Raw genomic sequence first — 22,912 nt, forward strand, 5'->3', positions numbered from 1 at the left:
TATCGGCAGTTTCTTTTTTCGTTTATTTTAATAGCAGTTGTTTGATGGCTTTTTTTGCACTTTCACTCTCAGGGTTCAATGCAAGTGCAGTTTGATAGCTCCTTAATGCGAGTGTTGGCTTATTTGCAGTTAAATAAGCTTCTCCTAAACTGTCATGCGTGTTCGCAGAGTCAGGGTATTGCGCTGCATTGAGTTCAAAGATTGCAATGGCGGCATCAAGTTTTTTCATTGTCATTAATTCATAACCAAAGTAGTTGATGGTTCTTTCTCGAAGCGGGTTATTTTGCTCTTTTAGCTCACTATACTTACTTTTCAGTCCTGCAACTCCCCCAGCTAGTAAAGCATTATATAGTTGGCTATCAACATTTTCTGTGGCGATTTTATAGGGTTTGTCATAATAAATATTTAATAATCCTTCGGCCATCGGAGTTAATGGCGCTCCGCCAGTATTATTTAAAATAACCACCAATAATTGCTCCTCAGCAATACGACTAATAAATGCATTAAAACCATTAATCCCCCCTCCGTGTTGGATTTGAGTTAGTGGCTTGCCATACTTTTGAGTCTTTAATTGATTTACTTCCCAACCCAGTGCGTAATTACGTTGTGTTGAGGTGGTGTACATTTGACTTTTTAGCTCATTATTGAGCAGTTTATTTGTGTAAAGTGCTTGATCCCACTTAACTAAATCACGAGCAGTCGAGTACATAGAGCCTGCCGCATAGGGGATCGACATATCCAAATAAGCAGTATTAGTATAACCATCTAAGTTATTGTTGTAGCCACTAGCGCGATATTTGATGATATTACTACTTGAATCATAACCACTGTCGCTCATACCAAGAGGCGTTAAAATATTTGTTTGCAAAAGTTGTTGATACGTTTTGCCTGATGCTTTTTCAATAATTGCGCCCAATAAAAAGTACCCTGAGTTACTGTAGCGAAATTTACTGCCGGGTTCGAAGAGTAAATCATCACTGCATAGCAGTTTAATGAACTCATCTACGCTATACGGATTACGGCTATAGTTCTGGCGAAAGTTGTTAGCTTGAGTGTAATTAGTAAGCCCAGAGGTGTGGTTAAGTAATTGCCTGACGGTAATTTGCTGCGCGGTGTCTGGCCGGTAATCGGGTAAATAAGTAGCGATGGGTTTGTCTAGCTCTATTTTACCATCTTGTACTAGTTGTAAAGTCAGCATTGCGGTGAATTGCTTAGTGATTGAGCCAATACGAAATTTTGTATTGGGTGTATGTTTAATATCCCATTCAAAATTGGCATAACCATAGCTTTTTTCAAAAATCACTTTGCCTTGTTTTGCCACTAAAATATTGCCGTTAAACTGTTTTAAGTCATGGTATTTTTGGATAAAAGAATCCATTTTTTGCTGTTGATTATTGGCGTTTGCAGCACCAGAGAATAATGCGAGGGATACTATTAAAAAAGAGTAAAGTAACACGAGTTGTTTTGATAGCATGTGCGTCCTTATTTGTTTTTAGTTCGTTTTATCGTCTATTTGTAGCGTGGATTGTGTGCTAAGTAAATAATTATAATGTTGATTTTATGTACTAAATGCACGGTTGTTGTGATTATTAATATAAAAAAGCCCGCACTGTAAACAGTGCGGGCTAGTTGGTTGGGATGTTAAATTTTATGTATTGGTTGGCGTTACTGCAACAGGTTGACCATCGACTAGCGCTTCTTTACCACGCCATTTACGAATAACTCGTTTGGCATCTTCAAGCGCCACGTATTGGCATGGGATCAGTATTAAAGTGATAACCGTGGCAAACAGTACGCCAAACGCAAGTGACACTGCCATCGGAATAACAATCTTCGCTTGTAGACTGGTTTCCATAATGATGGGCATTACACCAATAAATGTAGTGATAGAGGTGAGTAGTATTGCTCTAAAGCGTCGTGCGCCTGCTTGAGTTACGGCATCTTTAATTGCAACGCCATCAGCGCGCGCTTTATTTACAAAATCAACCATAACCAGCGAGTCATTTACCACCACACCGGCCACCGCGATAATACCGAAAATTGACAAACCACTCATCGTCATACCCAGTACCATGTGGCCAAACATGGCACCTATGACACCAAACGGGATCACCGACATAATAATTAATGGCTGCGAGTATGATCGTAGCGGAATTGCTAAAAGTGCAAAAATAATCATCATTGATAAAGCAAAATCACGTACTTGCTCTGCAACGCTGTCCATCTCTTCTTGAATACGTCCAGCAACACTGCTCTGTACACCGGGGTAACTTTTTAATAATGAAGGTAAATATTCATCGCGAATTTGCTCTGCGATGGCAAACGGTTCAACTTGATCAGTATCAACAGATGCCCACACATTAATGGTACGTTTAGAGTTTTCACGGCGAATGCTATTCACACCATCAACTAATTTAACTTCGGCGACTTCAGCCAGCGGTACTTCCGCGCCACTTGGCGTAACAATACGTACACTGTCAATGTCGCTGATTGAGTTACGGGCATCTTCAGGGTAGCGGATCATCACCTTAATCTCTTCGCCATCGCGAAGAATGCGCTGTGCTTCAAGGCCGTAGTAGCTAAAGCTTACTTGGGAAGCAACATCAGCAAGGGTTAATCCCATACTGTAAGCAAGTGGTTTTAAATCAAGTTGTACTTCATCTGTTGCACTTTGCATTGAGTCATTTACATCACCCACGCCTTCCAATGTATTAAGTTTTTCTTTCAGTTTTGCGGCAACTTCTTTAAGTTTATCAACGTTTTTACCTTCAAGACGGAAGCTAATATCGCCATCATCTCGGCCCCCATTCATAATGCTATCTTGAATGGTTAATGTTTTAACACCAGGCAGAGGTGGCATTTGCTCACGCCAAAGTGCACTTAATGCAAAGGTATCAATAGGGCGTAGGTCTGGCTCAACCAATATCGCCATGATGCTGGCATTAGTACGACCGCGTAAGCTTACGGATAAATCACGAACCATAGCAGTGCCATATTGTTCTTTAAGCTGATTATCAACATTTATAATGACTTGCTCAATTTTACGCGCAGTTTCTAGTGTTGCTTGCTCTGATGATGCTAAGTTCATTTCGACGGAAATACGCGGAAAGTCATGAGGTATTTTAGGGTTAGCAACAAACTTAACGAGGCCACCTGCAAACATACCGCCGCTGACGATTAATACACAGACAAAGCCAATAATAACGGTATAGCGATAATGAATACAGCGACTAATAAACGGTGTGTAATAATTTTCTACAAAGCGTCTTAATCCGCCATCCATTACGTTACGTAAGCGGTGCAGTGGATTTTTAGGGTTTGGTTTACGTGGATTCATTGCGGCAATATGCGCAGGTAAAATAAGTTTTGACTCAATTAACGAGAAAATCAAACATAGAATAATAACGCCACCAATGGCTTTAGAAAACGCAGCACCTGGGCCTGTAGCTAAAGTTTGCGGTAAAAAAGCTGCAATGGTGGTTAATACACCAAAAGTGGCGGGCATAGCAACGCGTTTAACGCCGCGTACAACATTATCAAGACTGTGGCCGTACTTTTCTATTTCGGCACTGGCAGATTCACCTACGACTATCGCGTCATCAACGACAATTCCTAGCACTAATATAAAGGCAAACAGCGATGCTAAGTTAATTGTGACATCTAAAAAGCCCACTGGCATCATCAAAAATGCGCCAAGGAACGACACAGGTAAACCCATCATTACCCAAAAAGCTAAGCGCAGTGGTAAAAATAAGGCGAGTACCACCATAACCAAAATGCCGCCCCATACCATGTTATCGATCATCATATCTAATCGACCTTCAAGGTAGTAAGTTAGATCAACAATAGGGGTTAACTTTACGCCCGCAGGTAATGTATCGGCTTTATCTGCAAGGTATTGCTTGAGGACTTTAGCAATTTTAGTAATGTCTTGATCTTTTGACGCGTTGACTTCAAATGAGAGTGAGTTTTTACCATTGTATTTAGAGTATTGTAAGCCTTCTTCAAAGCCATCGTTGATGGTCGCAACGTCGCCTAAAAAGACTTGTGCGCCATCAGGGAGTAAAATTAGAGGAAGCTTTTCAAATTCATTACCACGGTACGCTTGTTTTTCAACCCGCATTGAAATATAGCCATTCTCAGAGCGTATTTGCCCCGCTGACATATTGGCTGAAAACGCGCGTACAGCCCCTGAAATATCCCTAAAGGTTAGGCCATATTCACGTAGTTTATCTGGACTGACTTCAATGCCTATTTCATAGTCTAAGCCACTGTTAAATTCAACGAGGTTTATTAATGGCAGGGCTTGGAGTTCATCTTTAATATTATTGCCCAGCTCTTTGAGCTGATGGTTCGACATATCGCCATACAGAGCGAGTATCATTACTTCTTGCTCAAACTTATCGTGACGAACAACAGGGCGTTCCATTTCAGCTGGAAAAGTGTTGATTGAGTCAACTTGCATCTTTATTTCATCGAGTACTTCTTGGGTGTCGTATTTTTCTGCGACTTCAATCCATGCCTGAGAAAAACTGCGGTTTGAGTAGGTGATTTTACGTTTTATACCTTCAAGGCCTTCAAGTGCTTCTTCGACCTTGATGGTAATGCCTTCTTCTACTTCTTGTGGTGCTGCACCAGGATACACCGCTTGCACGCTGATCCAGTTATTTTCAAACTGCGGAAACATTTGTTTACGAATAGAAAACGCTGTTAAAATACCGCCCACGAGAATAAAAATCATTAATAGGTTGGCTGCAACAGGGTTGCGAGCAAACCAAGCAATTAAGCCCTTTTCGCTATGAATGGTCATTTTTTATTCCTCTTTCAATGCAAGTTGGGTTGCACCAAGAGGCTTGTCAGCATCATTAATTTTTACCAGCATACCTTCACTTGGGTACTCAAGCGCAGAGGTTATTAGTTGCTGACCTTCCGTTAGGCCTTGTGATGCAATCACCATGCCGTTGTATTCTCTAACTATATCAATTGTTTTGAATGATAATGTTAAATCATCGTTGAGTACGACAATTTTGCCGTCCTTTACTAAATGGTGCGGTACAACAATCGCATTGTTTAATTCACGCCCTGAAATAGTCGCATTAATGTAAGAGCCAAAACGCAAAGGTTGCTCACTAGCATAAGGGGTTGCAATTTGTGCGACTAAATAGCTCATGCGGCTTTTTTGATCAATCACACCTTCACTGCGAACTACTTTTGCCTGCCATTGCGTTGGTTTCCCTGCAAAATCAGCACTAAGAGTGACTGTGGCGCCAATACCACCATTAATCAAATATTGCAGTTCTTTGTCTGCAACTGGAAGGCGTATTTCTGCAATGGAAGTTGAGCTTAATTCACCAAATTTATTACCTGGATTGACCACGCTGCCTAAACTAATATCACGCGCTGCAATAATTGCATCATAAGGGGCTTTGATATATGTACGCTCTAAATTACGTTTAGCTCGTTTTTCAGAGGCTTGCGCCGCACGATAGCGGGCTAGTTTTTCTGCTAGTTGTGGCTTACGTAAATACAACTGCGATGGAATTACTTGGCTTGAATTATCTTTGATGCGATCCCACTCAGCTTGTGCTACATGTGCTTGAGCACGTTCAATTTCTAAATCAGCGCTTGCTTGTGCCATGCCAGCCTGTGCTTCAATCAATGCAGCTTCATAATCATTTGGATCAATTCGTGCTAGAATATCGCCCTGTTTGACGAATCCGCCTTGAACAAATTGCTCAGAGACAAATACAACTTGCCCACTTACTTGGGCAACTAGCATGGTGTGATCTTTTGCTTTTACTACACCATAGGATTTTACATCCAAGTTTATTGGGTCAAGGTGGACAGCCGTTGTTGATACTAACGGGCGAGTATCAACTGCTGGTTTTTCTTCTGGTGGTTTCTTCATTGAAGAGAAGCCTGCAGCAAGTGCAATCCCGCCAACCAGTACCGCGATAGGTAGAATAATTTGTTTTTTAGTAGCCACAGGGCTTTCCTCATAATTAGGTGACAGAGTAATTATAGAGAATAAAATATTTTAAAACCGTATGAAGATGTAACAAGTCATTACACAGTTAACAAAGTAGATAAGTAAGGTACAAAAAGGGCAAGTATGAATACATTAACAATGACGTGTCGTTTAGGGTGTGGTGCGTGCTGTATTGCGCCAAGTATCAGCTCGCCAATTCCCGGCATGCCTAATGGTAAAAAGGCCGGAGAGCGTTGTATTCAGCTGGATGAAGGCAATTTATGCAAACTATTTGGCGATGAAAGTCGCCCTAAAGTATGCAGTGATTTTAGTGCTACTTTGGATGTTTGCGGTACCAGTAACGCACATGCTTTAACGTTGATCACAGAGCTAGAAGAGCTGACCTAACGTAAAATTTATACACACATTTTTTACGCGTCATTGGTTTGAAGAATGTTTATAGGGCGTTTTTGCTTAGGTTATATACCCAAGCCACCTCAAGATACAGAATTCAGCGTTTCACAGGAGCTTAATATCAAGGCGTTACTTTGCAACAATGGCCATCCTTTTTAAGAAGTAACAACGATGAGAGTAAGTCCCTGTGAAACGCCCAACGGGTTGGTTTTAAAGCGATTTATACTGCGTTAACTTTATAAAGCATTGATTTCAATAATAAAGCCACTATTACTTGCAATCAATACCTTGCCTAAATCGCTTTAAATTCCTACTGAAACAGCATCTTGAGATGGTTTGGTATAGGAACTAAAGCCTCCTTTGCGAAGGCTTTATATGCTGTTACCAGCTGTAGGTTGCACTGAGTGTATATTGTTCACCACGTCCTGGGGTGCCTGGGATCTCTTCAAATGATTCGCCCCACACGTTATCCGCTGCAAGCGTAATAAAAAAGTTTTCAAATTGATGTGGCGTTATTTTTAAGGTTAGGTGCGTAAATAACGCGTCATCATCACCATTTCTAAGCGTGTTTTCGTGTTGTTTACGCCATTCATTATCAATGCGAAACTCAAGTAAATCGCTTGGGGTCCAAATCGCGCCAAGGGTTAGCCTGTGATCAGGGTAGTTTAATGCGTAAAAACTGGCATCTATGTCTGCAACGCCATAATCTTCTGATTTATTTAAGAAGGTGTAGCTTGCAATAACTTCTGCGGTATCAAAATGTTTAGTGGCAAAAAATTCAACGCCAGATGTATCAATATCAACCGGGTTTGCAAAGCGAGCTGATGTTGAATTTAAACTGTAGGTCCAATCAGTTAAATTTTCATCTTGGCGATAAAAGAGGGCAGAGTTAAACACCCAATTTTGCTGCTCAAAAAGTAAGCCTAGTTCTAGGTTTTTAGTTACTTCACGTTCAAGCGAATAGTTACTTCTAAATAAGCCTCCAGAGTCACTACCGCCAATGGCAGTATAACCAGCCACTTGGCTTGCTTGTGCGTACGATAAATAAAGTGCTCGTTCAGTACCATCTTGGGTTACTGTATTCCAAGTAACATCACCAATGAGTGAAATGTCAGAATCGTCTCTATTTGTATCGTCAAAAGTGGCACCAAGGCGCATAGTAATGCTTTGATTAGTTTCAAGTGTTACTTTATATTCAGGTAAAATACTGACCTTATAGTAACTGCGCGACGTAAAGTTATTTTCTAAAGTCGTTGATTCAATCGAATCTTCAATATACTGCGCAGAGTAATTGAGCGCGAATGAATCATTGCGAGCATGACGACCTGAGAGCGCCAGTGATTTTACTTCGCTCTCATGAAACGCCTCGAACATAGATGGGTTTTCACGTGAAAAAACATAATGGTCGTTATGTTTACGATAATATGCAGATATTTCAAACTCACTGTCGGCTGCGTATTCTTGCTTATGGTTTAGCATCACTAAGCGGGTTTCAAGATCTTCGGTTTCATTTACATTAAATGGCGTATACATATTTGGCCAGCCAAAAAACTTTTCTTGATAGCCAAAGAACAGGTCGGTTTGTGATTGAGGGCCGGTTAATTGTACACGTGTTGATGCGCGGCTAAAGTCATGATCGCCATTATCAATTGAGCCATCGCTTTGAGAGTGAGAAAACTCACCTTCAACTCCCACACGCCACTCATTAACTCCCTCTAGCGGTAGGCTAACAGCGCCATGTAAGCTTTGTCGATTAAAATCATTATTACCAGCACCAAGCGATACACTACCTCCTGTGTTAATTGGTTTCCAACCAAAAGAGACCGTTCCGACTGAACTATTGACACCATAAAGTGCGTTATCTACCCCTGTTATGACTTTAGGGCTCGTTAACATCTGTGGCGCAATAGGAATTTCAGCAAAGTAATGGCCTGACTGTGGATCAAATAAAGTGGCGCTGCCGACTCTAAAACCAGTGTTTTCAAAAATACCGCCGCGAATAGTCACATCAGCTTGCGCTTCAGCCATATTGCGTGATTGTAAATCAACCCGAGGGTCGTATTCTAAGTTAGAAACTGGAGAGTCGAAGGTACCGACAGGTTCTTTGTTCGCTGTTGGTGACGCTTCAATAGTGATTTTTTCTATACTTTTTGTATCGGTCTCGTCTGCTGCGAATGACAACGTTGATATACTACATAATAAGGCTGGTAGAGTGAGGTGTACCGTTCGGATCATCTTAAGTTCTCTTTTTCGCGTAGTCTACAAAGTAGCGCTTAGGGGCTAATATTTAATAACTTTGATTGTGGCGCCATTGTATCTTAATGCGAGAAAATTGCATTTACTTATACTTTATAAACACAACATATTGCTTCAATATTTAGGCGTTTTAATCACTTAGCGAATGGGGTGGCTATACATGTAAAAGGATTTTGAACTAGGGGCGTGAGCAATCATCAAAGGCTGAATATAGCTAGGGTGTGTTGACCTTTAGTGATTGATTTTGCAGCAGTCTATTTGGTATTTAGGCAAGACAGTACCTATGGTGATTGGTGTTTCTCATAAATAGGCGATAATGCAGTATAAATGTCAAACAGGCGCGCTGTCCAAAGGGTTCTTTCTAGGGGCGTGAGCAGGACGCGGGTTTACTTAGCCCGCTCGATTCCAAACCTCGGTAACCTGATATTTGTTAGAGGCTGCAAAGTCAGTTAAAGTACGTGCCTTGTTATAAACAAGGCTTGCAATTATGTTTAGATTTAGCGTGCGAAAGGGTCTGCATTTATTTTATCAACGTACCAGTTGCCTTTTTTACGTACCATTTTTACACTGCGCATATCATCGACTTTATTCCCATTAAGATAGCCGGTAAAAATGAGGTTAATATTTGCTTTGTCACCATATTGCTCTCTCAAGCTCATATTGGTCATATCAACTTCAATCGTCACCTCATCAAATTGCATGTTAATTAAGTTTCGTGCAAATTGTTTAGCGGTGCCGTAGGACTTCATGATCCTAGCCATTTTTGGCGTAGCCATACTACTGGCTTTAGTAAGATCTTTTTCGTTATATAACACATCAAAGAATAATGCGGCGCTATTGCCTGGTGTATTGTTTTCACCTTTTGGTGAATCTTCACTACCACAACCGTTTAAAAGTAACATAAGCGTAATAGTGCAAAGTGTAATAAATGATTTCATTCTGATTTTAGAAACTTATTAGTGATGATTTAGTGTGTGACTAAACAGTGCAGATGTAAAGTTTACTGTAAACATTAATGGCAATAGATATAAAAAGTAATAAAAAAGACTGTGTAAAAAGCATGTCAGATACCGCGCACAGTATTTCAAAGTTTGCACAAACATGTGTTATTCGTTAAAAATGTTATTCACACTGGTGGTTAAGCCGAAGTGTCGCGCAAGGAGGTATAGAGCAGTTTATAGAAATACTCAGTGAGTTAGTCACAGCTGAGATACAAAAACGACCATTAGCGCATTGTTTATAAATAATAAAACTATAAAGTTACCAATAAATGAATGGCTGTATTAGGCAGGAGTATACAGTATGAGAAAAAAACGAAAAAATGGATTAACTACAGGCGTTTTAAATACTCAGCCTTACATGGATTTAGGTTTTGTATTGTTAATTTTTTTTGTTATGTTGTTTTCTTTTCAAAAAGAGACCGCAGTTGAGGTAATTAAAGGCACAATGCTTGATAATTGTGGTAGTTATCGCAACTGGTGCGCGCACAACCCAGCCATTAGAGTCTCATTGAATCGCAGTGGATCGTTGCGATTTTCACATGATAAAACAACATACAATCTCAGTGAAAAAGAAGCTATAAACCAACTGATTTTTGAGATGCTCTCTGAGCTCCCGACTGATCGAGTGTGGTTATTTGTAGCGGATGATGTGCCATTGAGTTTGAGTCTTGAAGCTACTGATATATTCAAAAAGCAAGGGATTACGCATATTGTCTGGGGTAATACCAATCGGCATAAATATTTGAACAATTTAACGAACTAAATCACGCTATAACGTTGTTGAAATTTTTATTTAGAACAACTAGATATAAAGATTTTTGCCTAGTTATAGCGCAATTTTCTTGTCATTAAATAGACCCCATATCTACGCAGATTAGTATAATCTATAAAGCGATAGGAAATGCTAATTTTGGAGCCTGATTAAGCATGTAAATCCAGTCTCTAAAAGTGAATCAAGAAAGCTGCATTTACATTGTGTTGTTTACCATTTGACCTGCTTGATGGTCGCAAATAACAACTTGATCTCTGCCTTTAGCTTTTGCAATATATAAACGCTTGTCAGCTTGATCTAACAATGTCTTAATAGATGCATTCGCATCATAACTGCTACTGATCCCTACACTTACTGATAAATCAATAGAGTTACCTTTAAAGTGTAAGCTATGTTCCCTTATGGCATCACACAAGCGCTGTGCAGTTTCTTTAGCTTGATATAACGATTGATCTGGGAGCAATAAGGCAAACTCTTCACCACCAATACGCGCAGCAATATCGTGGTCATTCAGCTGTGCCATAATATGTTGAGCAATCCATTTTATTGCGGTATCACCCGTGCTGTGACCATATCTATCATTCACTCTTTTAAAATGATCTATATCGATCATAACAACAGCAAAAGATTGTTGATGTGCAATACCTTGTTTTAGCAGTGCTTGTCCTTGCATAAAAAACCCACGACGATTTAACAAGCACGTTAACGTATCGTGGTTGACAAGGCGTTGAAGTTTTTCTTCAATATTTACAAATAATAAAAATGGTAATACTAGGGCTGTAGCAGTTGCCAAAATAATGTGGTTGATCAAAATAGCCTGTAGAGGTTGATGAAAATCAAGCACTGTATTTGTTATATGCGGGGCTGCTAGCATCATACTTTGTATGTACATAATAATACTGTGGCTAATAAAACACGCTGAGAGTATTTTTTGCTGTATAGGAGCGGCGCATTTCATTTTATGTACTAGATAAGCTGCGTACATAAAGAGCGTTGCAATAATAATGCTAGTGACCATTTGCCCAGCGGTAACCGCGTAAATAGGGAGTAATATAATAGCACTTACAAAAATTAAGGTTAAAAAATGACGGCTAGTACGGCTATGAGTATGAGTCACTTTTTGTAAACCAATAATCGCCAATACAGGGCTAATTATTATACACAAATCAGCAAGGTAGTGGGTAATAAATGTATTGTCTAAAACAATACGTAAACAAGCAAAAATTTGTGCAACAACAAACACAGCACAAGAAGCCCCTAAATATAAGTAACACCGTTGTTTTTTATAATTATAAACGGTAATAAAAAAGCCGCCGATGAGTATATTCAACAGCAGCGATATGCTAATTACAGTAGGTAAATGAAGCATTAATAATTTGCTCAGCTCGATTGACCGATTTAAGTCAATAATTACAATTGTGATGCAAGTATTATTTATTAGCGTTTAAATAGCAAGGTAGTATTAAATTATTGTTTTTTGATTCCTCATCTTATGGTTATTTATTATCATCCCAATAGGTTTTCTAATGCTAGGTCCAATGTAGGGTAACTAAAATTATAGTGGCTATTAAGTGCTTTTTTCGGTTGTACATATTGACCGTAAAGTAATAAATCAGCCATTTCACCCATTGCTAATTTTAGTATCCATGCAGGCATTGGAATTTTAGCGGGGCGGTTCAATGCTTTCCCTAAATGTTGACTAAACTCGGCATTTGATACTGGCGCTGGTGCGGTCATATTAATTGCACCACTGAGTTGTGAATGCGTGAGCATGTGGATAATTAGATTAATCATATCCTCAATATGTATCCATGACATACCTTGGCGACCACTGCCAATAGGTCCACCTAAACCCAGTTTAAAGGGGGGCAGCATTTTTGCTAAAGCACCGTTATTATTTGCTAAGACGATACCGGTACGTAGTAAGCATACGCGGGTATCAGTTGACTGAGCACTCAGTGCTGCTTGTTCCCAATCATTACATAGGCGGTGGCTAAATTCAGGTGTTACATCAACAAACTGCTCGTCAATGTGGGTGCTGGATTGCCTGCCATAAAACCCTATAGCACTGCCTGATATAAACGTATGCGGTGGTGTATGGCATTGCTTTATCGCATTACTAATTTGTTGGGTCAGTGTAATACGACTATTACGCAGAATACACTTTTGTTTATTACTCCAACGTTTATTTACAATGGGTTCACCCGCCAAGTTAATAACACAATCTAGGTCGTTAAAATCAACGCTAGTGAGGTCATCAATGTAATGAATGTTTGGTCCAAGTTGTTGCGTTGCTTTACTTATATTGCGAGTAAGTACTGTTAGCTTATGGTCCTTGTTCAATGCGGAGCATAAATAGCCGCCGATTAAGCCAGTCGCGCCAGTGATCAATATGTGCATAAGAGGTTTCTTTTTAGTAGCAATATTAATGTTATACGAAAGATAGACGGCTTTGATCACTTTGCAAATATTTCATTTGATTAACTTTTCACATACACTAACCGCAGTTTTTATTTTCAAGGATTATAGTTTGGCTGGATTAACTGGAGTAAACAAAAGTTTAGTTATTTTCGCGGCATTAGTAATTGGTTTAGCAGGTATAAAAGCAGCAAGTGTTATTGTTATCCCGTTTGTATTAGCTGGATTTATTGCCATTATTTGTAATCCTTTATTAAGTTTTTTTGGTCGCTATAAAATACCTAAAGGTATTGCCATTATGCTTGTCATGCTAATGGTAGTGGGTGTCGGTGTAAGTCTTGGTGGCCTAGTTGGTCAATCACTCACTGATTTTTCACAAGATTTACCACAATATAAAGCACAACTTAAAGAAGAGTTTATTTGGCTGGTGGATGTCGCTGCGAGCTATAACATATTAATTAATAAAGAACAGCTCATAGCGATGTTTGATCCCGGAAAAATGATTGATGTTGCCACAGGTATGTTAACTGGGCTTGGTGGGGTGATGGCAAACCTGTTCTTAATTATTTTGACCGTAGTATTTATGTTATTTGAAGGGCCAATGTTAAGCCATAAAATTCATATGGCGTTAGATGATCCTGATATGAAGATGAAGCAGATAGACCGCTTCTTAAATTCAATTAACTCATATTTAGCGATTAAAACGGTGGTGAGTCTTGGTACGGGTTTACTGGCAGCATTATTATTGTGGACTTTGAACGTTGACTACTTTGTGTTGTGGGGGGTAATCGCCTTCATGTTTAATTATATCCCTAATATCGGTTCTATTATTGCTGCTATTCCTGCGGTTCTCCTTGCATTAATAACCCAAGGCCCTTTAATCGCTGGTTTTGTTGGGGCGGGTTACTTAACAATTAATACAGTTATGGGTAATATTGTTGAGCCAAAGTACATGGGTAAGGGGCTTGGTTTATCTACATTGGTCGTGTTTTTGTCATTGATTTTTTGGGGCTGGCTATTAGGTACGGTTGGCATGTTACTGTCTGTACCATTAACAATGATAGTGAAAATCGCACTCGAGACCAGTGAAGAAGGCCGATGGCTAGCAACTTTATTAGGAAATGGTGAAGAACTAGAAGGGTCAAAAGAATAGCTTTGACTAAAATTGTAACCAACACGTTACCTGTGTTGGTTACTTAGGTGCGCATTACGCTACCTATAAAGGTTGTTTTAAAGTGGCTATGTATTGATCTAACAGTAAAATCTCACAGCGTTTATATACTATTGCCGCTTGGGTGGCGTTGGGCATCTTTTGCAGATAGCGCCAACGGCAGCTGTCTTCTAAAAAGCGAGTGTGAGAAGTTAAACTACGAGTAAATATAGGTAAAAGTTGCGTGTTCCCCGTATCCTCTTGAATTTTTTCTAAATCTAAGTTGAGCTTATTGATCCACGTTTTTTGTGTTCTCTTTAAGTTAGCAATGTTTCTATCTAAACATTGAATATACTTTTTAGCTTCATTGGTAGTCGCTTTATCATCTAAGATACAGTCATCCATACTTAAAGCATTTTCAGTAAAGAGCAGTATTAATGCACATAGTAAAGTTAAGCTATTATTTTTTATCATTATAATTAAACTCTAATATAAAGTTAGCACCATTTAAGGTGTGAGAATCTAAAATGGTAAGTGTCCCGTTATACGATTTTACTAAATCTGACACAATTGCCATTCCTACACCATGGCCATTTTCATATGTATCTAAGCGAGTTCCGCGAGTGAGTAAAGACTCACGTTTATCAATAGGTACGCCAGGGCCATCATCACTTATAGCAACGCTGAGGTTTTTATCTTGTATTACATGGATAGCCACTTGTGAACGACACGCTTTACATGCGTTATCAATTAAATTACCTAATAGTTCAAGCAAATCGGTTTTATCACCTAAAAAGTACTGCTTGTCAGTGACATCGCAAGTAAAAATAATATCTTTGTCTCGGTAAACTTTGCTCATAGCACTGAGTATTGAATCAATAACAGGCTTGATCATGGTTTGTTTTTTCCATGTATCAGCTGCACCAGTTGCAGCTCGCTTTAATTGATGTTCGATCATTACGTTGATACGATCAAGTTGTTCTTGAGCATCAGCGTCATTGGCCAGTGGGCTTGATTTTAACACGGCCAAAGGCGTTTTAAGCGCGTGTGCTAAGTCACTTAAAGAAGCTCGATAACGCTCTTTTTGACGTTGTTGGGTCTGCAGTAGTAGATTTAAATCAGCTTTTATTGTTTGCAGCTCTATGGGATATAGGCCTTTTATCTCTTGAATATCACCCGATTCAATGGCTTTTATCTCTTTATCAAGACGCTGTAGCGGACGTGCGCTCCAAACAAACCCAATAGCCATTAATGCTGCTATTGCAACACCCATTACATACATCCAATTGACGAGTGTTTGTTTAAAACCGTCCATTAAACGCAGTAGGGCATCATTACGCTTTAATAATATAAAGCGCGCTTGTTCCGATTGATCAATATTACCTAAAATGACCGTTAGACTTAATTGCCAATAAGCAGTCCCTTTGTACTCAATACGGCGAAAATCAGCAGAGCCAGCACGTGCTTCGATACTTTGTGGGGCAAAATTTACATTAACCGCAGACTCAGAATGCCAAACGGGCTGTTCATCGCGATAGATCATTGCATACGTATCAGAATTTAAACGGTTCAGTTCTGGGGCTAAAATGGTACTGGGCATAATAATGCCGCGTTCCGTAAAATCAACCTCTGAAATTAATGAGTATAAATGGGCTTCGAGGGTTTTTTCGGTGGCTTCGATTAATGACGCGTAGTACGCCTTACCAATTGAGAAAAATAAAATAGGTAAGGCGACCAATAAAACAAAGACAAGGATAAATCCTTGCCTTATTTTAAGCGATATTTGCGACGCTACCACTGGCTTTTGAGCCTGTAACCACGTCCACGTAGGGTTTCTACCGGGTTTAGTGTGCCATCAGGGTCGAGCTTTTTACGTAAGCGCAGTACGAATACTTCAATGACGTTTGAATCTAAATCAAAATCTTGATCATAAATATGCTCGGTTAATTCAGATTTAGAGATTACTTTTTGAGGGTTAACCATTAAATACTCAAGAACTTTGTATTCATAGGCCGTCAGGCTTAATTCTCTGTCATCAACCCATACTTGTTGTGAGCGCGTATGAATTTTAATTGGTCCAGCAGTCATTTCTGGATTTGCTTTACCTGCACTGCGTCGAATGAGGGCATTACAACGTGCAATCAATTCTTCAACATGAAATGGTTTTGTTAGATAGTCATCAGCGCCCGCATCAAGGCCTTCTACTTTATCTTGCCAACGATCGCGTGCAGTTAATATAAGTATAGGAATGGTAATCCCTTGCGCTCGCGCTTTGTTGATAAGTTCAATACCATCTATTTTTGGTAAACCTAAATCAACGACCGCCATATCAAGAGGGTATTCAGTGATATGGAATAAACCAGCTTCGCCGTCATGACATAGATCAACACTATAGCGTTCTTTTTCTAATGCATTGCGTAGATTATCTGCTAGGTGTAAATCATCTTCAATTACTAAAATTCGCATTTTTTAATCCTTTTTCGCTTCGCCGGTTTTTTTATTTACGTGAATGTCGACAACATGGCCGTCAGCTTTTAATATTCTTACGGTATAAACGTCATTTTGTACGGTAATTTTGAGAGTTTTACCATCTTCTATTTTTTTAGCAAGCTCAACCGCTTGTTTTTTTGTGATGGGTGTTTTATTTACCTGAGAGTCAGCATAACTATTATTCGAAAAAGAGAACGAAAATAGTGTAAAAATGACGACGCCAAGGGCTAATAACATACGCATGATGGGCAACTCCTAAACCAGACCTTGTTAGTTTAATGAACCAACTAGCTAAAACTCAAGTAAAAATCATGAAAAACATGATTTAAGCTGGATGAGTTTAATTAACAACTCGTGAACAAACACTGAACTGTGCAGCTCAAATTGCAATTATGAGACTAGGGATATACCCAAGCCACCTCAATATGCGCGTTTCAGTTGGAATTAAAAGCGATTTAGGCACGCCCGTTATAGCGCAGTGTTCTTGTCATTAAATAGACCCCATATCTACGCTGATTGGTATAATAGTGGTTCTATTGTTCAAATCAATAACGCCCGTATAATTCGCTTTTAAACCAACTCGGTGAAGCGCTGAATTCTGCATCTTGAGTTGGTTTGGGTATAATTTTAAGGTTTAAGCTGGGAATACTTTTTTAAAGGGTTTAACAACAGAATTGTCATATACCCCACCACTGACATAAGGGTCGGCAGCAGCCCATTCACGTGCAGCTTCTAACGAGTTAAATTCAGCAATAACTAAAGAGCCTGTAAAACCAGCTTCACCTGGGTCATCATTATCAACTGCAGGAAGAGGGCCTGCAGTGAGTAATCTGCCTTGTTCATTTAGCTCTTGTAAACGTGCTAAATGGGCTGGTCGGGCTGCCTTTCTAAACGCTAAGCTCTTGTCAACATCAGTTGAGTAAATCATATACAGCATAGTGTGTTCTCTACATTTTAATATTATTGAAATTGTTTCGATATTAGCACAGCAGATCTGTTAGGCGAATAAATTGCGATTACTTAACCTTTGATTTGTTGACTGTGTGGTTTACAGCCACATTATACTTTTAAACTGAATATGCTTGAAAAGCCCAGCACAACACTGTTAGAGTCGCTGGGATGTTAAAAAATAATAATAAGGTTTTTAAATGAGCGATAATCGTGAGCACTTTAGCTCTCGCCTAGGTTTTATATTAGCAGCGGCAGGCTCTGCAGTTGGTATAGGTAACTTAGTTGGGTTTCCTGTCTCGGCAACAAAAAATGGTGGTGGTGCATTCTTACTTATTTATGCACTGTTTGTCGTTTTTATTTGTTTACCCGTAATGATGGCTGAGATGGCAATGGGCCGCCAAGCACAAAAAGATCCATTAAATGCATATAAGTTGCTCTCTGGTAATGATAAAAAGTGGACGTTTGCAGGCTTTTTAGCTGTATTAACCCCCTTTATGATTGCTGTTTTTTATATGGTTATCACCGTGTGGATATTTGGTTATTTGAGTCAAGTAGCACTCGGTAATTTAGATATGTTGGCTGACCCTAAAAGTTTTGGGGTATTTATAAATAGCTCAAGCGTGTTCGGTTATATGGCGGTTGTGGCGCTAATTGTTAACTTGATTCTTGTCGGTGGTGTTAAGCAAGGGATTGAAAAGGCAGCGAAATTTTTAATGCCCGCGTTGTTTGTATTATTAATCGCGTTGGTTGTTTATGTACTGACCCTTGATAATGCTATGGCAGGTGTTAAATACTATATTATCCCTGACTTTACTAAAATGAACGCGAGCGTACTCAATGGTGCATTAGCACAAGCATTCTTTTCATTGTCTTTAGGTATGGGTATTTTAATGACCTATGCATCGTATATTTCTAAAAAAGACGACATTGTAGGCAGTGCTAAAATGGTTGCGGTAACAGATTCGTTAGTTGCATTTATTGCCGGCTTAATGGTGTTACCAGCAATCTTTAGTTTTAATCCTGAGACAGACCCAACTAAGCTTTCAGATTCTTCTGTATCAATGATTTTTGAATTTTTACCAAAAATATTGTTAGCACTACAAACTGATATTGGTTATGTAGGCGCATCAATTGTTGCGTTTATCTTTTTCTTATTAGTATTTTTTGCGGCGATAACATCATTAGTATCAATCGTTGAAGTACCAACGGCAACATTATGTGATCGTAAAGGTATCAGCCGTAAAATGGCGTTGCTTATCTTAACGGGTAGTATTGGTGTACTGACAGTATTGTGCACAATGTCATTTGGTATGGTTGAAGGATTAACATCATTTACCAACTATGGCGGTGGTTCAAAAAGCTTATTTGATATTGTGTATGATGTGTTTTACGACACAATTTTACCGCTTAATGGTTTGATGGTATGTTTATTTGTTATGTACCGCTGGAAGAAAGTTCGCTTAAGTGAAGAATTAAGCCAAGGTTGCCCTAGTTATGCGGGTAGCTTTACTGAAAAGTACGTAAACTTTTCTCTTTCTACGTTTATTCCTGTGATATTAACAGTAATATTGGTAAATACTGTTGCGACGAAATTTTTTGCAGTGAGTATATTTGGTTTTTAAGTTAGGTAGTTTTTGATTCAAAAGCCGCGCTATTTAGCGCGGCTTTTGTTTAAGGCACTATTGCAGAATCTAAATATTGTCCTATCCCCAATGTAAACATCCACAAGCCCCACAAGCTATGCTCAATTACACACACAAACGTCGAACGGCTTTGTGCATAGGTGAACGCAAATAATAAACCGCCAATAAATGCGAGTATTACAGCCACCCAATTAGCATAAACAATATGCGCTAATGCAAACACCGTGGCACTGACGAGAATTCGCACCGTTTTGTTTGGCATAATGCGCTTATATCGATGAAAAAAGTAGGTTCTAAATATTAATTCTTGTGGCATCACAGACAAAACAGGATAAAGAATGAGTAACATTAACCAGTCTTGAAGTGAGTTTCGTGGCATAACAAACCAATTTCCTTGATTAATTATTCCGTAGAATACGCCAGAAAATAGAGCACCTATAAAAAAGAAACTAAACAACCGACGTTTAACAGCCGAAAATTGGCCAAGGCTGGTAATCCTAAAGCGTTTAAAGTGAGGATCACCAAGTAAGAGCATGCCGCATACACTCATTAATATAATAAGTGCGGGGATCAGCCAGTTTGCTAAATAAGCACGCAGATAAAACCCAATTAAAGGCAAGCAAATAAATATAAGTGTAAATTCAAACCAGCGGTATTGATTGGCGTTCAAGGTCGTCTCAGCGTGATTTTGTATCCTAGGCTAACAAGTAAAGACGACAGATTTATGACGTTAAAGGTGTTTACTATCGACTTCGTCATCTTCATCAGGTAAGTATTTATACAATATGATCATAGTGGTAAAAATACTGATAAAAGTAATCCCCATTAAACCAAATACTTTGAAGTTAACCCAAAAATCGAGTGAGAAGTTATAGGCAATGTAAATGTTTAATGCTGATATTCCGGCAGTAATGGCCATCCATAACATGTTGAGTTTATCCCAGAGAGACTCTGGTACGGCAACCTCTTGCTCTGATTCAAATGCTGTTTGCAAAACTGAACTCAGTGCTTTCTTGACTAAGTTTTTGCCAAAAAAGTAGCGGCTGATGAGTAAGCTTAAAGAAATTACCGCATAAATAATGGTCGCTTTAAATTTAACAAACTGTTCATCATGAAAAACCAGTGTCAGCGTGCCCAAAATGATGGCAATGGCAAAAAATAGCCATTGGCGTACAGGGACATTACCTGTTTTAAAATAAGAGTAAGTCACCTGAATCAATGTGGCAGCCATTAATAGGGCTGTTGCCCAGTAGATATCAGTCAATTTAAAGACCACAAAAAATAAAATAAGCGGAATGAATTCAATTATTGCATGCATAGAATGCCCGTAATTTTAATACCAATTTGATAAAACTTGTATAACACCAAAATAATTGCAGTGGTTGTATCAACTTATTGTGTTCTTTACAAGGTTGACTTAGGGGTAACTAACCCTTAGCCTGCTTGGCTTTGTATTCGACCATTACCAAAATCCGTGAACCTAGTTAGGTTTAGCGGCGTCTTTAGGAGCATTTTATGAATAAAGCAGAACTTATCAGTGCCATGTCAGCACACAGTGAATTAACTAAAAAAGACTCTAAAGCAGCTTTAGAGAGTATGTTAGCGGCTATAACTAAGTCATTATCAGAAGGCGATCAAGTGCAAGTTAATGGTTTAGGTACGTTTGCGTTAAGTTATTATCCGGCAAGAGCAGGGCGTAATCCGCAAACGGGCGCAGTGATTGAAATTGAAGGCGCTAACAAGCCGGTTTTTAAGCCCGCCAAAGCGCTAAAAGATAACCTTTGAGGCATTGTTAAATAAAAAGGGCCTATTCAGGCCCTTTTTTAATGAATGGTGTTTTAACGTACTGTAGCCGCTTTCATCGTAGCTACAAACTCTTTTAAACCACTTAACATAGCTTGCGGGTTATCAAGGTTTGTTTCAATAATTTTAACCACCGCAGAGCCTGAAATAGCGCCAGCAGCGCCAGCAGCCAAGGCTGCCTTTACATCTTCCGGCGTTGAAATACCAAAACCGAGTAATGCTGGTGCACTGTGATACTCTTTTAGTTTAGTAACAATAGAGTTCGCTGGCATTTGTGCTTTGGTCTCAGTACCTGTCACACCAGCACGTGAAAGCAAATAGGTATAACCGCGGCCATAAGATGCACATTGACGTAGTGTGTCATCAGGCGCATTTGGTGTGGCGATAAAAATTGGGTCAATGTTATTACTCATTGCAGCTTGTCGAAACATTTTAGATTCGTGAAGTGGTACGTCAGCCACTAAAATTGAATCAACACCGACCGCTTTGGCATCTTTATAAAAAGCTTCTAGGCCCCGTTTAAACACCAAGTTTGAATATAACAGTAAGCCAATTGGAATATCTGCATTGTATTGGCGCACTTGCTTAATGATATCAAAACAATCTTGCGTGTTAATGTGTACATCAAGGGCGCGAATGTTTGCCGCTTGAATAACCGGGCCATCAGCAATAGGGTCTGAAAATGGGATCCCTAATTCAAGCGCATCTGCGCCACCATCAATTAAACTTTTAATTATTTCAACACTAAGCTCTTTATTTGGGTCACCTATAGTCACAAATGGGACAAATGAGCCTTGATTTTGCTCGCTTAATGCTGCAAACATTTTGCCGTAGCGGTCGGTTTTTTGGTCAGTTTGGCTCATGCGTTTTCTCCTTTTGAAAGTACATCCATAACATGTGCTAAGTCTTTATCACCACGGCCACTTAAATTGACCACTAAAATGGACTCCTCAGTTAGCTGCTCCGCATACTTGAGTGCGTAAGCAAGCGCATGGCTTGATTCTAGCGCAGGAATAATCCCTTCATTTTTAGCCAGTAGCTGAAATGCTTCAAGTGCTTCTGTATCTGTAATACCCACATACTGAGCCCGGCCAGTTTCATGTAAAAATGCATGTTGTGGGCCCACTGCAGGGTAATCAAGACCTGCTGAAACAGAGTATGATTCCTCTATCTGGCCATCATCGTTTTGCATAATATAAGTATATGTACCGTGTAAAATACCTTTGGTGCCTTTGCAAATTGTTGCGCCATGTTCGTGAGTATCAAGGCCTTTACCCGCAGGCTCGACCCCGATTAATTTAACACTAGGTTCGTCAATAAAGTCAGTAAACATACCAATGGCGTTAGAGCCACCACCAACACAGGCTAGTACAGCATCAGGCAAACGACCTTCTGCTTTTAATATTTGTTCTTTTGCTTCTTCACCAATTACCTTTTGAAACTCACGGACAATGGTTGGGAATGGGTGAGGGCCTGCGGCTGTGCCCAGTAAATAGTGTGCTTCTTTATAATTTGCTGACCAGTCACGCAGCGCTTCATTTACAGCATCTTTAAGTGTGCCAGAGCCTGCGGTTACAGGAATAACTTCTGCGCCCATTAGTTTCATTCTGAATACATTAGGTTGCTGACGTTCAACGTCTTTTGCGCCCATGTAAATACGGCACTTTAAACCCAGTAGTGCGCATGCAAGTGCTGTGGCTACCCCGTGTTGTCCGGCACCCGTTTCAGCAATAACTTCTTTTTTGCCCATGCGCTTTGTTAATAATGCTTGACCTAATACTTGGTTGGTTTTATGCGCGCCACCATGGAGTAAGTCTTCACGTTTTAAGTATAGTTTTACTTTTGGGTTTTTAATTAAGTTACGGGTTAATGTAAGCGGTGTAGGGCGACCGGCATATTCATTAAGTAACTTTTCAAGTTCAACTTGAAAAGCCGGATCTGTTTGTGATTTATTGAACTCATTTTCTAGTTGTTTTAGCGCTGGAACAAGCAATTCTGGGACAAACATGCCGCCAAATTCGCCAAAGTAAGCTGGATTATTCATAT

The 22,912-nt window shown here is 39.5% G+C and carries 21 protein-coding genes; 5 read left to right on the top strand and 16 right to left on the bottom strand.

The window, feature by feature from the left end; translation table 11 throughout:
• Positions 1–22: 22 nt before the first annotated feature.
• From ADS77_RS16875 to ADS77_RS16885, 3 genes are all read right to left on the bottom strand, one after another.
• Positions 23–1,474 (bottom strand): serine hydrolase domain-containing protein, encoded by a 1,452-nt coding sequence (locus ADS77_RS16875; RefSeq protein ID WP_054455463.1) that lies wholly within the window; start codon positions 1,472–1,474, stop codon positions 23–25.
• A 174-nt stretch (positions 1,475–1,648) separates the two neighbouring features.
• Positions 1,649–4,810 carry an efflux RND transporter permease subunit gene (locus ADS77_RS16880; RefSeq protein WP_054455465.1) on the bottom strand — a complete coding sequence of 1,054 codons (3,162 nt, stop codon included), beginning with the start codon at positions 4,808–4,810 and terminating at the stop codon, positions 1,649–1,651.
• A 3-nt stretch (positions 4,811–4,813) separates the two neighbouring features.
• Positions 4,814–5,986 carry an efflux RND transporter periplasmic adaptor subunit gene (locus ADS77_RS16885; protein ID WP_054206241.1) on the bottom strand — a complete coding sequence of 391 codons (1,173 nt, stop codon included), beginning with the start codon at positions 5,984–5,986 and terminating at the stop codon, positions 4,814–4,816.
• A gap of 126 nt (positions 5,987–6,112) precedes the next feature.
• On the opposite strand from ADS77_RS16885, the gene ADS77_RS16890 reads away from it, so the two are divergent.
• Positions 6,113–6,376, top strand: coding sequence for a YkgJ family cysteine cluster protein (locus tag ADS77_RS16890; protein WP_054455467.1), 264 nt, complete (start codon positions 6,113–6,115; stop codon positions 6,374–6,376).
• A 387-nt stretch (positions 6,377–6,763) separates the two neighbouring features.
• Here ADS77_RS16890 and ADS77_RS16895 read toward each other — a convergent pair whose 3' ends face one another.
• Together ADS77_RS16895 and ADS77_RS16900 are read right to left on the bottom strand one after the other, a co-directional pair.
• The gene (locus ADS77_RS16895) at positions 6,764–8,617 is read right to left on the bottom strand and encodes a TonB-dependent receptor plug domain-containing protein (protein ID WP_054455469.1); all 1,854 of its coding nucleotides are present in this window, start codon (positions 8,615–8,617) and stop codon (positions 6,764–6,766) included.
• Positions 8,618–9,135: 518 nt separating this feature from the next.
• Positions 9,136–9,540 carry a hypothetical protein gene (locus tag ADS77_RS16900; RefSeq protein WP_405631904.1) on the bottom strand — a complete coding sequence of 135 codons (405 nt, stop codon included), beginning with the start codon at positions 9,538–9,540 and terminating at the stop codon, positions 9,136–9,138.
• 400 nt (positions 9,541–9,940) lie between these two features.
• On the opposite strand from ADS77_RS16900, the gene ADS77_RS16905 reads away from it, so the two are divergent.
• A complete protein-coding gene (locus ADS77_RS16905) occupies positions 9,941–10,402 on the top strand; it encodes an ExbD/TolR family protein (protein ID WP_054206245.1) in 462 nt (153 codons plus the stop codon).
• A 205-nt stretch (positions 10,403–10,607) separates the two neighbouring features.
• On the opposite strand, the gene ADS77_RS16910 is transcribed toward ADS77_RS16905, so the two are convergent.
• Together ADS77_RS16910 and ADS77_RS16915 are read right to left on the bottom strand one after the other, a co-directional pair.
• Entirely contained in the window at positions 10,608–11,780 is a 1,173-nt protein-coding gene (locus ADS77_RS16910) for a GGDEF domain-containing protein (RefSeq protein ID WP_054455470.1), read from the bottom strand.
• 137 nt (positions 11,781–11,917) lie between these two features.
• Complete coding sequence (locus ADS77_RS16915) at positions 11,918–12,811, bottom strand: TIGR01777 family oxidoreductase (RefSeq protein WP_054455472.1); 894 nt, start codon at positions 12,809–12,811, stop codon at positions 11,918–11,920.
• Between the two features lie 130 nt (positions 12,812–12,941).
• Here ADS77_RS16915 and ADS77_RS16920 point away from each other — a divergent pair, with 130 nt between their 5' ends.
• Entirely contained in the window at positions 12,942–13,982 is a 1,041-nt protein-coding gene (locus ADS77_RS16920; protein WP_054455474.1) for an AI-2E family transporter, read from the top strand.
• 63 nt (positions 13,983–14,045) lie between these two features.
• Here the strand turns inward: ADS77_RS16920 and ADS77_RS16925 are convergent, their stop codons facing one another.
• The 5 genes from ADS77_RS16925 to ADS77_RS16945 all read right to left on the bottom strand — a co-directional run bounded on the left by ADS77_RS16925 (position 14,046) and on the right by ADS77_RS16945 (position 17,406).
• Complete coding sequence (locus tag ADS77_RS16925) at positions 14,046–14,453, bottom strand: hypothetical protein (protein ID WP_054206249.1); 408 nt, start codon at positions 14,451–14,453, stop codon at positions 14,046–14,048.
• Entirely contained in the window at positions 14,440–15,777 is a 1,338-nt protein-coding gene (locus tag ADS77_RS16930; protein WP_054206250.1) for an ATP-binding protein, read from the bottom strand. The genes ADS77_RS16925 and ADS77_RS16930 overlap by 14 nt, the downstream gene beginning before the upstream one ends.
• On the bottom strand, positions 15,771–16,445 hold the full coding sequence (locus tag ADS77_RS16935; RefSeq protein ID WP_016709350.1) for a response regulator transcription factor: 675 nt from the start codon (positions 16,443–16,445) through the stop codon (positions 15,771–15,773). The genes ADS77_RS16930 and ADS77_RS16935 overlap by 7 nt, the downstream gene beginning before the upstream one ends.
• Positions 16,446–16,448: 3 nt before the next feature.
• Positions 16,449–16,712, bottom strand: a complete 264-nt coding sequence (locus tag ADS77_RS16940; RefSeq protein WP_054206251.1) for a PepSY domain-containing protein — start codon at positions 16,710–16,712, stop codon at positions 16,449–16,451.
• A 391-nt stretch (positions 16,713–17,103) separates the two neighbouring features.
• Positions 17,104–17,406 (bottom strand): YciI family protein, encoded by a 303-nt coding sequence (locus tag ADS77_RS16945; RefSeq protein WP_054206252.1) that lies wholly within the window; start codon positions 17,404–17,406, stop codon positions 17,104–17,106.
• Between the two features lie 211 nt (positions 17,407–17,617).
• On the opposite strand from ADS77_RS16945, the gene ADS77_RS16950 reads away from it, so the two are divergent.
• Positions 17,618–19,042, top strand: coding sequence for a sodium-dependent transporter (locus tag ADS77_RS16950; protein ID WP_054206253.1), 1,425 nt, complete (start codon positions 17,618–17,620; stop codon positions 19,040–19,042).
• Between the two features lie 49 nt (positions 19,043–19,091).
• On the opposite strand, the gene ADS77_RS16955 is transcribed toward ADS77_RS16950, so the two are convergent.
• Both ADS77_RS16955 and ADS77_RS16960 read right to left on the bottom strand, forming a co-directional pair.
• Positions 19,092–19,733: a CPBP family intramembrane glutamic endopeptidase gene (locus tag ADS77_RS16955; RefSeq protein ID WP_054206254.1), complete on the bottom strand. Its 642-nt coding sequence runs from the start codon at positions 19,731–19,733 to the stop codon at positions 19,092–19,094.
• A 60-nt stretch (positions 19,734–19,793) separates the two neighbouring features.
• Positions 19,794–20,381 (bottom strand): inner membrane-spanning protein YciB, encoded by a 588-nt coding sequence (locus ADS77_RS16960; protein WP_054206255.1) that lies wholly within the window; start codon positions 20,379–20,381, stop codon positions 19,794–19,796.
• A gap of 197 nt (positions 20,382–20,578) precedes the next feature.
• Here ADS77_RS16960 and ADS77_RS16965 point away from each other — a divergent pair, with 197 nt between their 5' ends.
• On the top strand, positions 20,579–20,848 hold the full coding sequence (locus ADS77_RS16965) for an HU family DNA-binding protein (RefSeq protein ID WP_054206256.1): 270 nt from the start codon (positions 20,579–20,581) through the stop codon (positions 20,846–20,848).
• Between the two features lie 53 nt (positions 20,849–20,901).
• Here ADS77_RS16965 and trpA read toward each other — a convergent pair whose 3' ends face one another.
• Together trpA and trpB are read right to left on the bottom strand one after the other, a co-directional pair.
• Positions 20,902–21,729 carry a tryptophan synthase subunit alpha gene (gene trpA / locus ADS77_RS16970; RefSeq protein WP_054206257.1) on the bottom strand — a complete coding sequence of 276 codons (828 nt, stop codon included), beginning with the start codon at positions 21,727–21,729 and terminating at the stop codon, positions 20,902–20,904.
• Complete coding sequence (gene trpB, locus ADS77_RS16975; protein ID WP_054206284.1) at positions 21,726–22,910, bottom strand: tryptophan synthase subunit beta; 1,185 nt, start codon at positions 22,908–22,910, stop codon at positions 21,726–21,728. The genes trpA and trpB overlap by 4 nt, the downstream gene beginning before the upstream one ends.
• Between the last annotated feature and the right edge of the window lie 2 nt (positions 22,911–22,912).

The organism is Pseudoalteromonas porphyrae, from assembly GCF_001298125.1.
Taxonomy (GTDB): Bacteria; Pseudomonadota; Gammaproteobacteria; order Enterobacterales; family Alteromonadaceae; genus Pseudoalteromonas; species Pseudoalteromonas neustonica.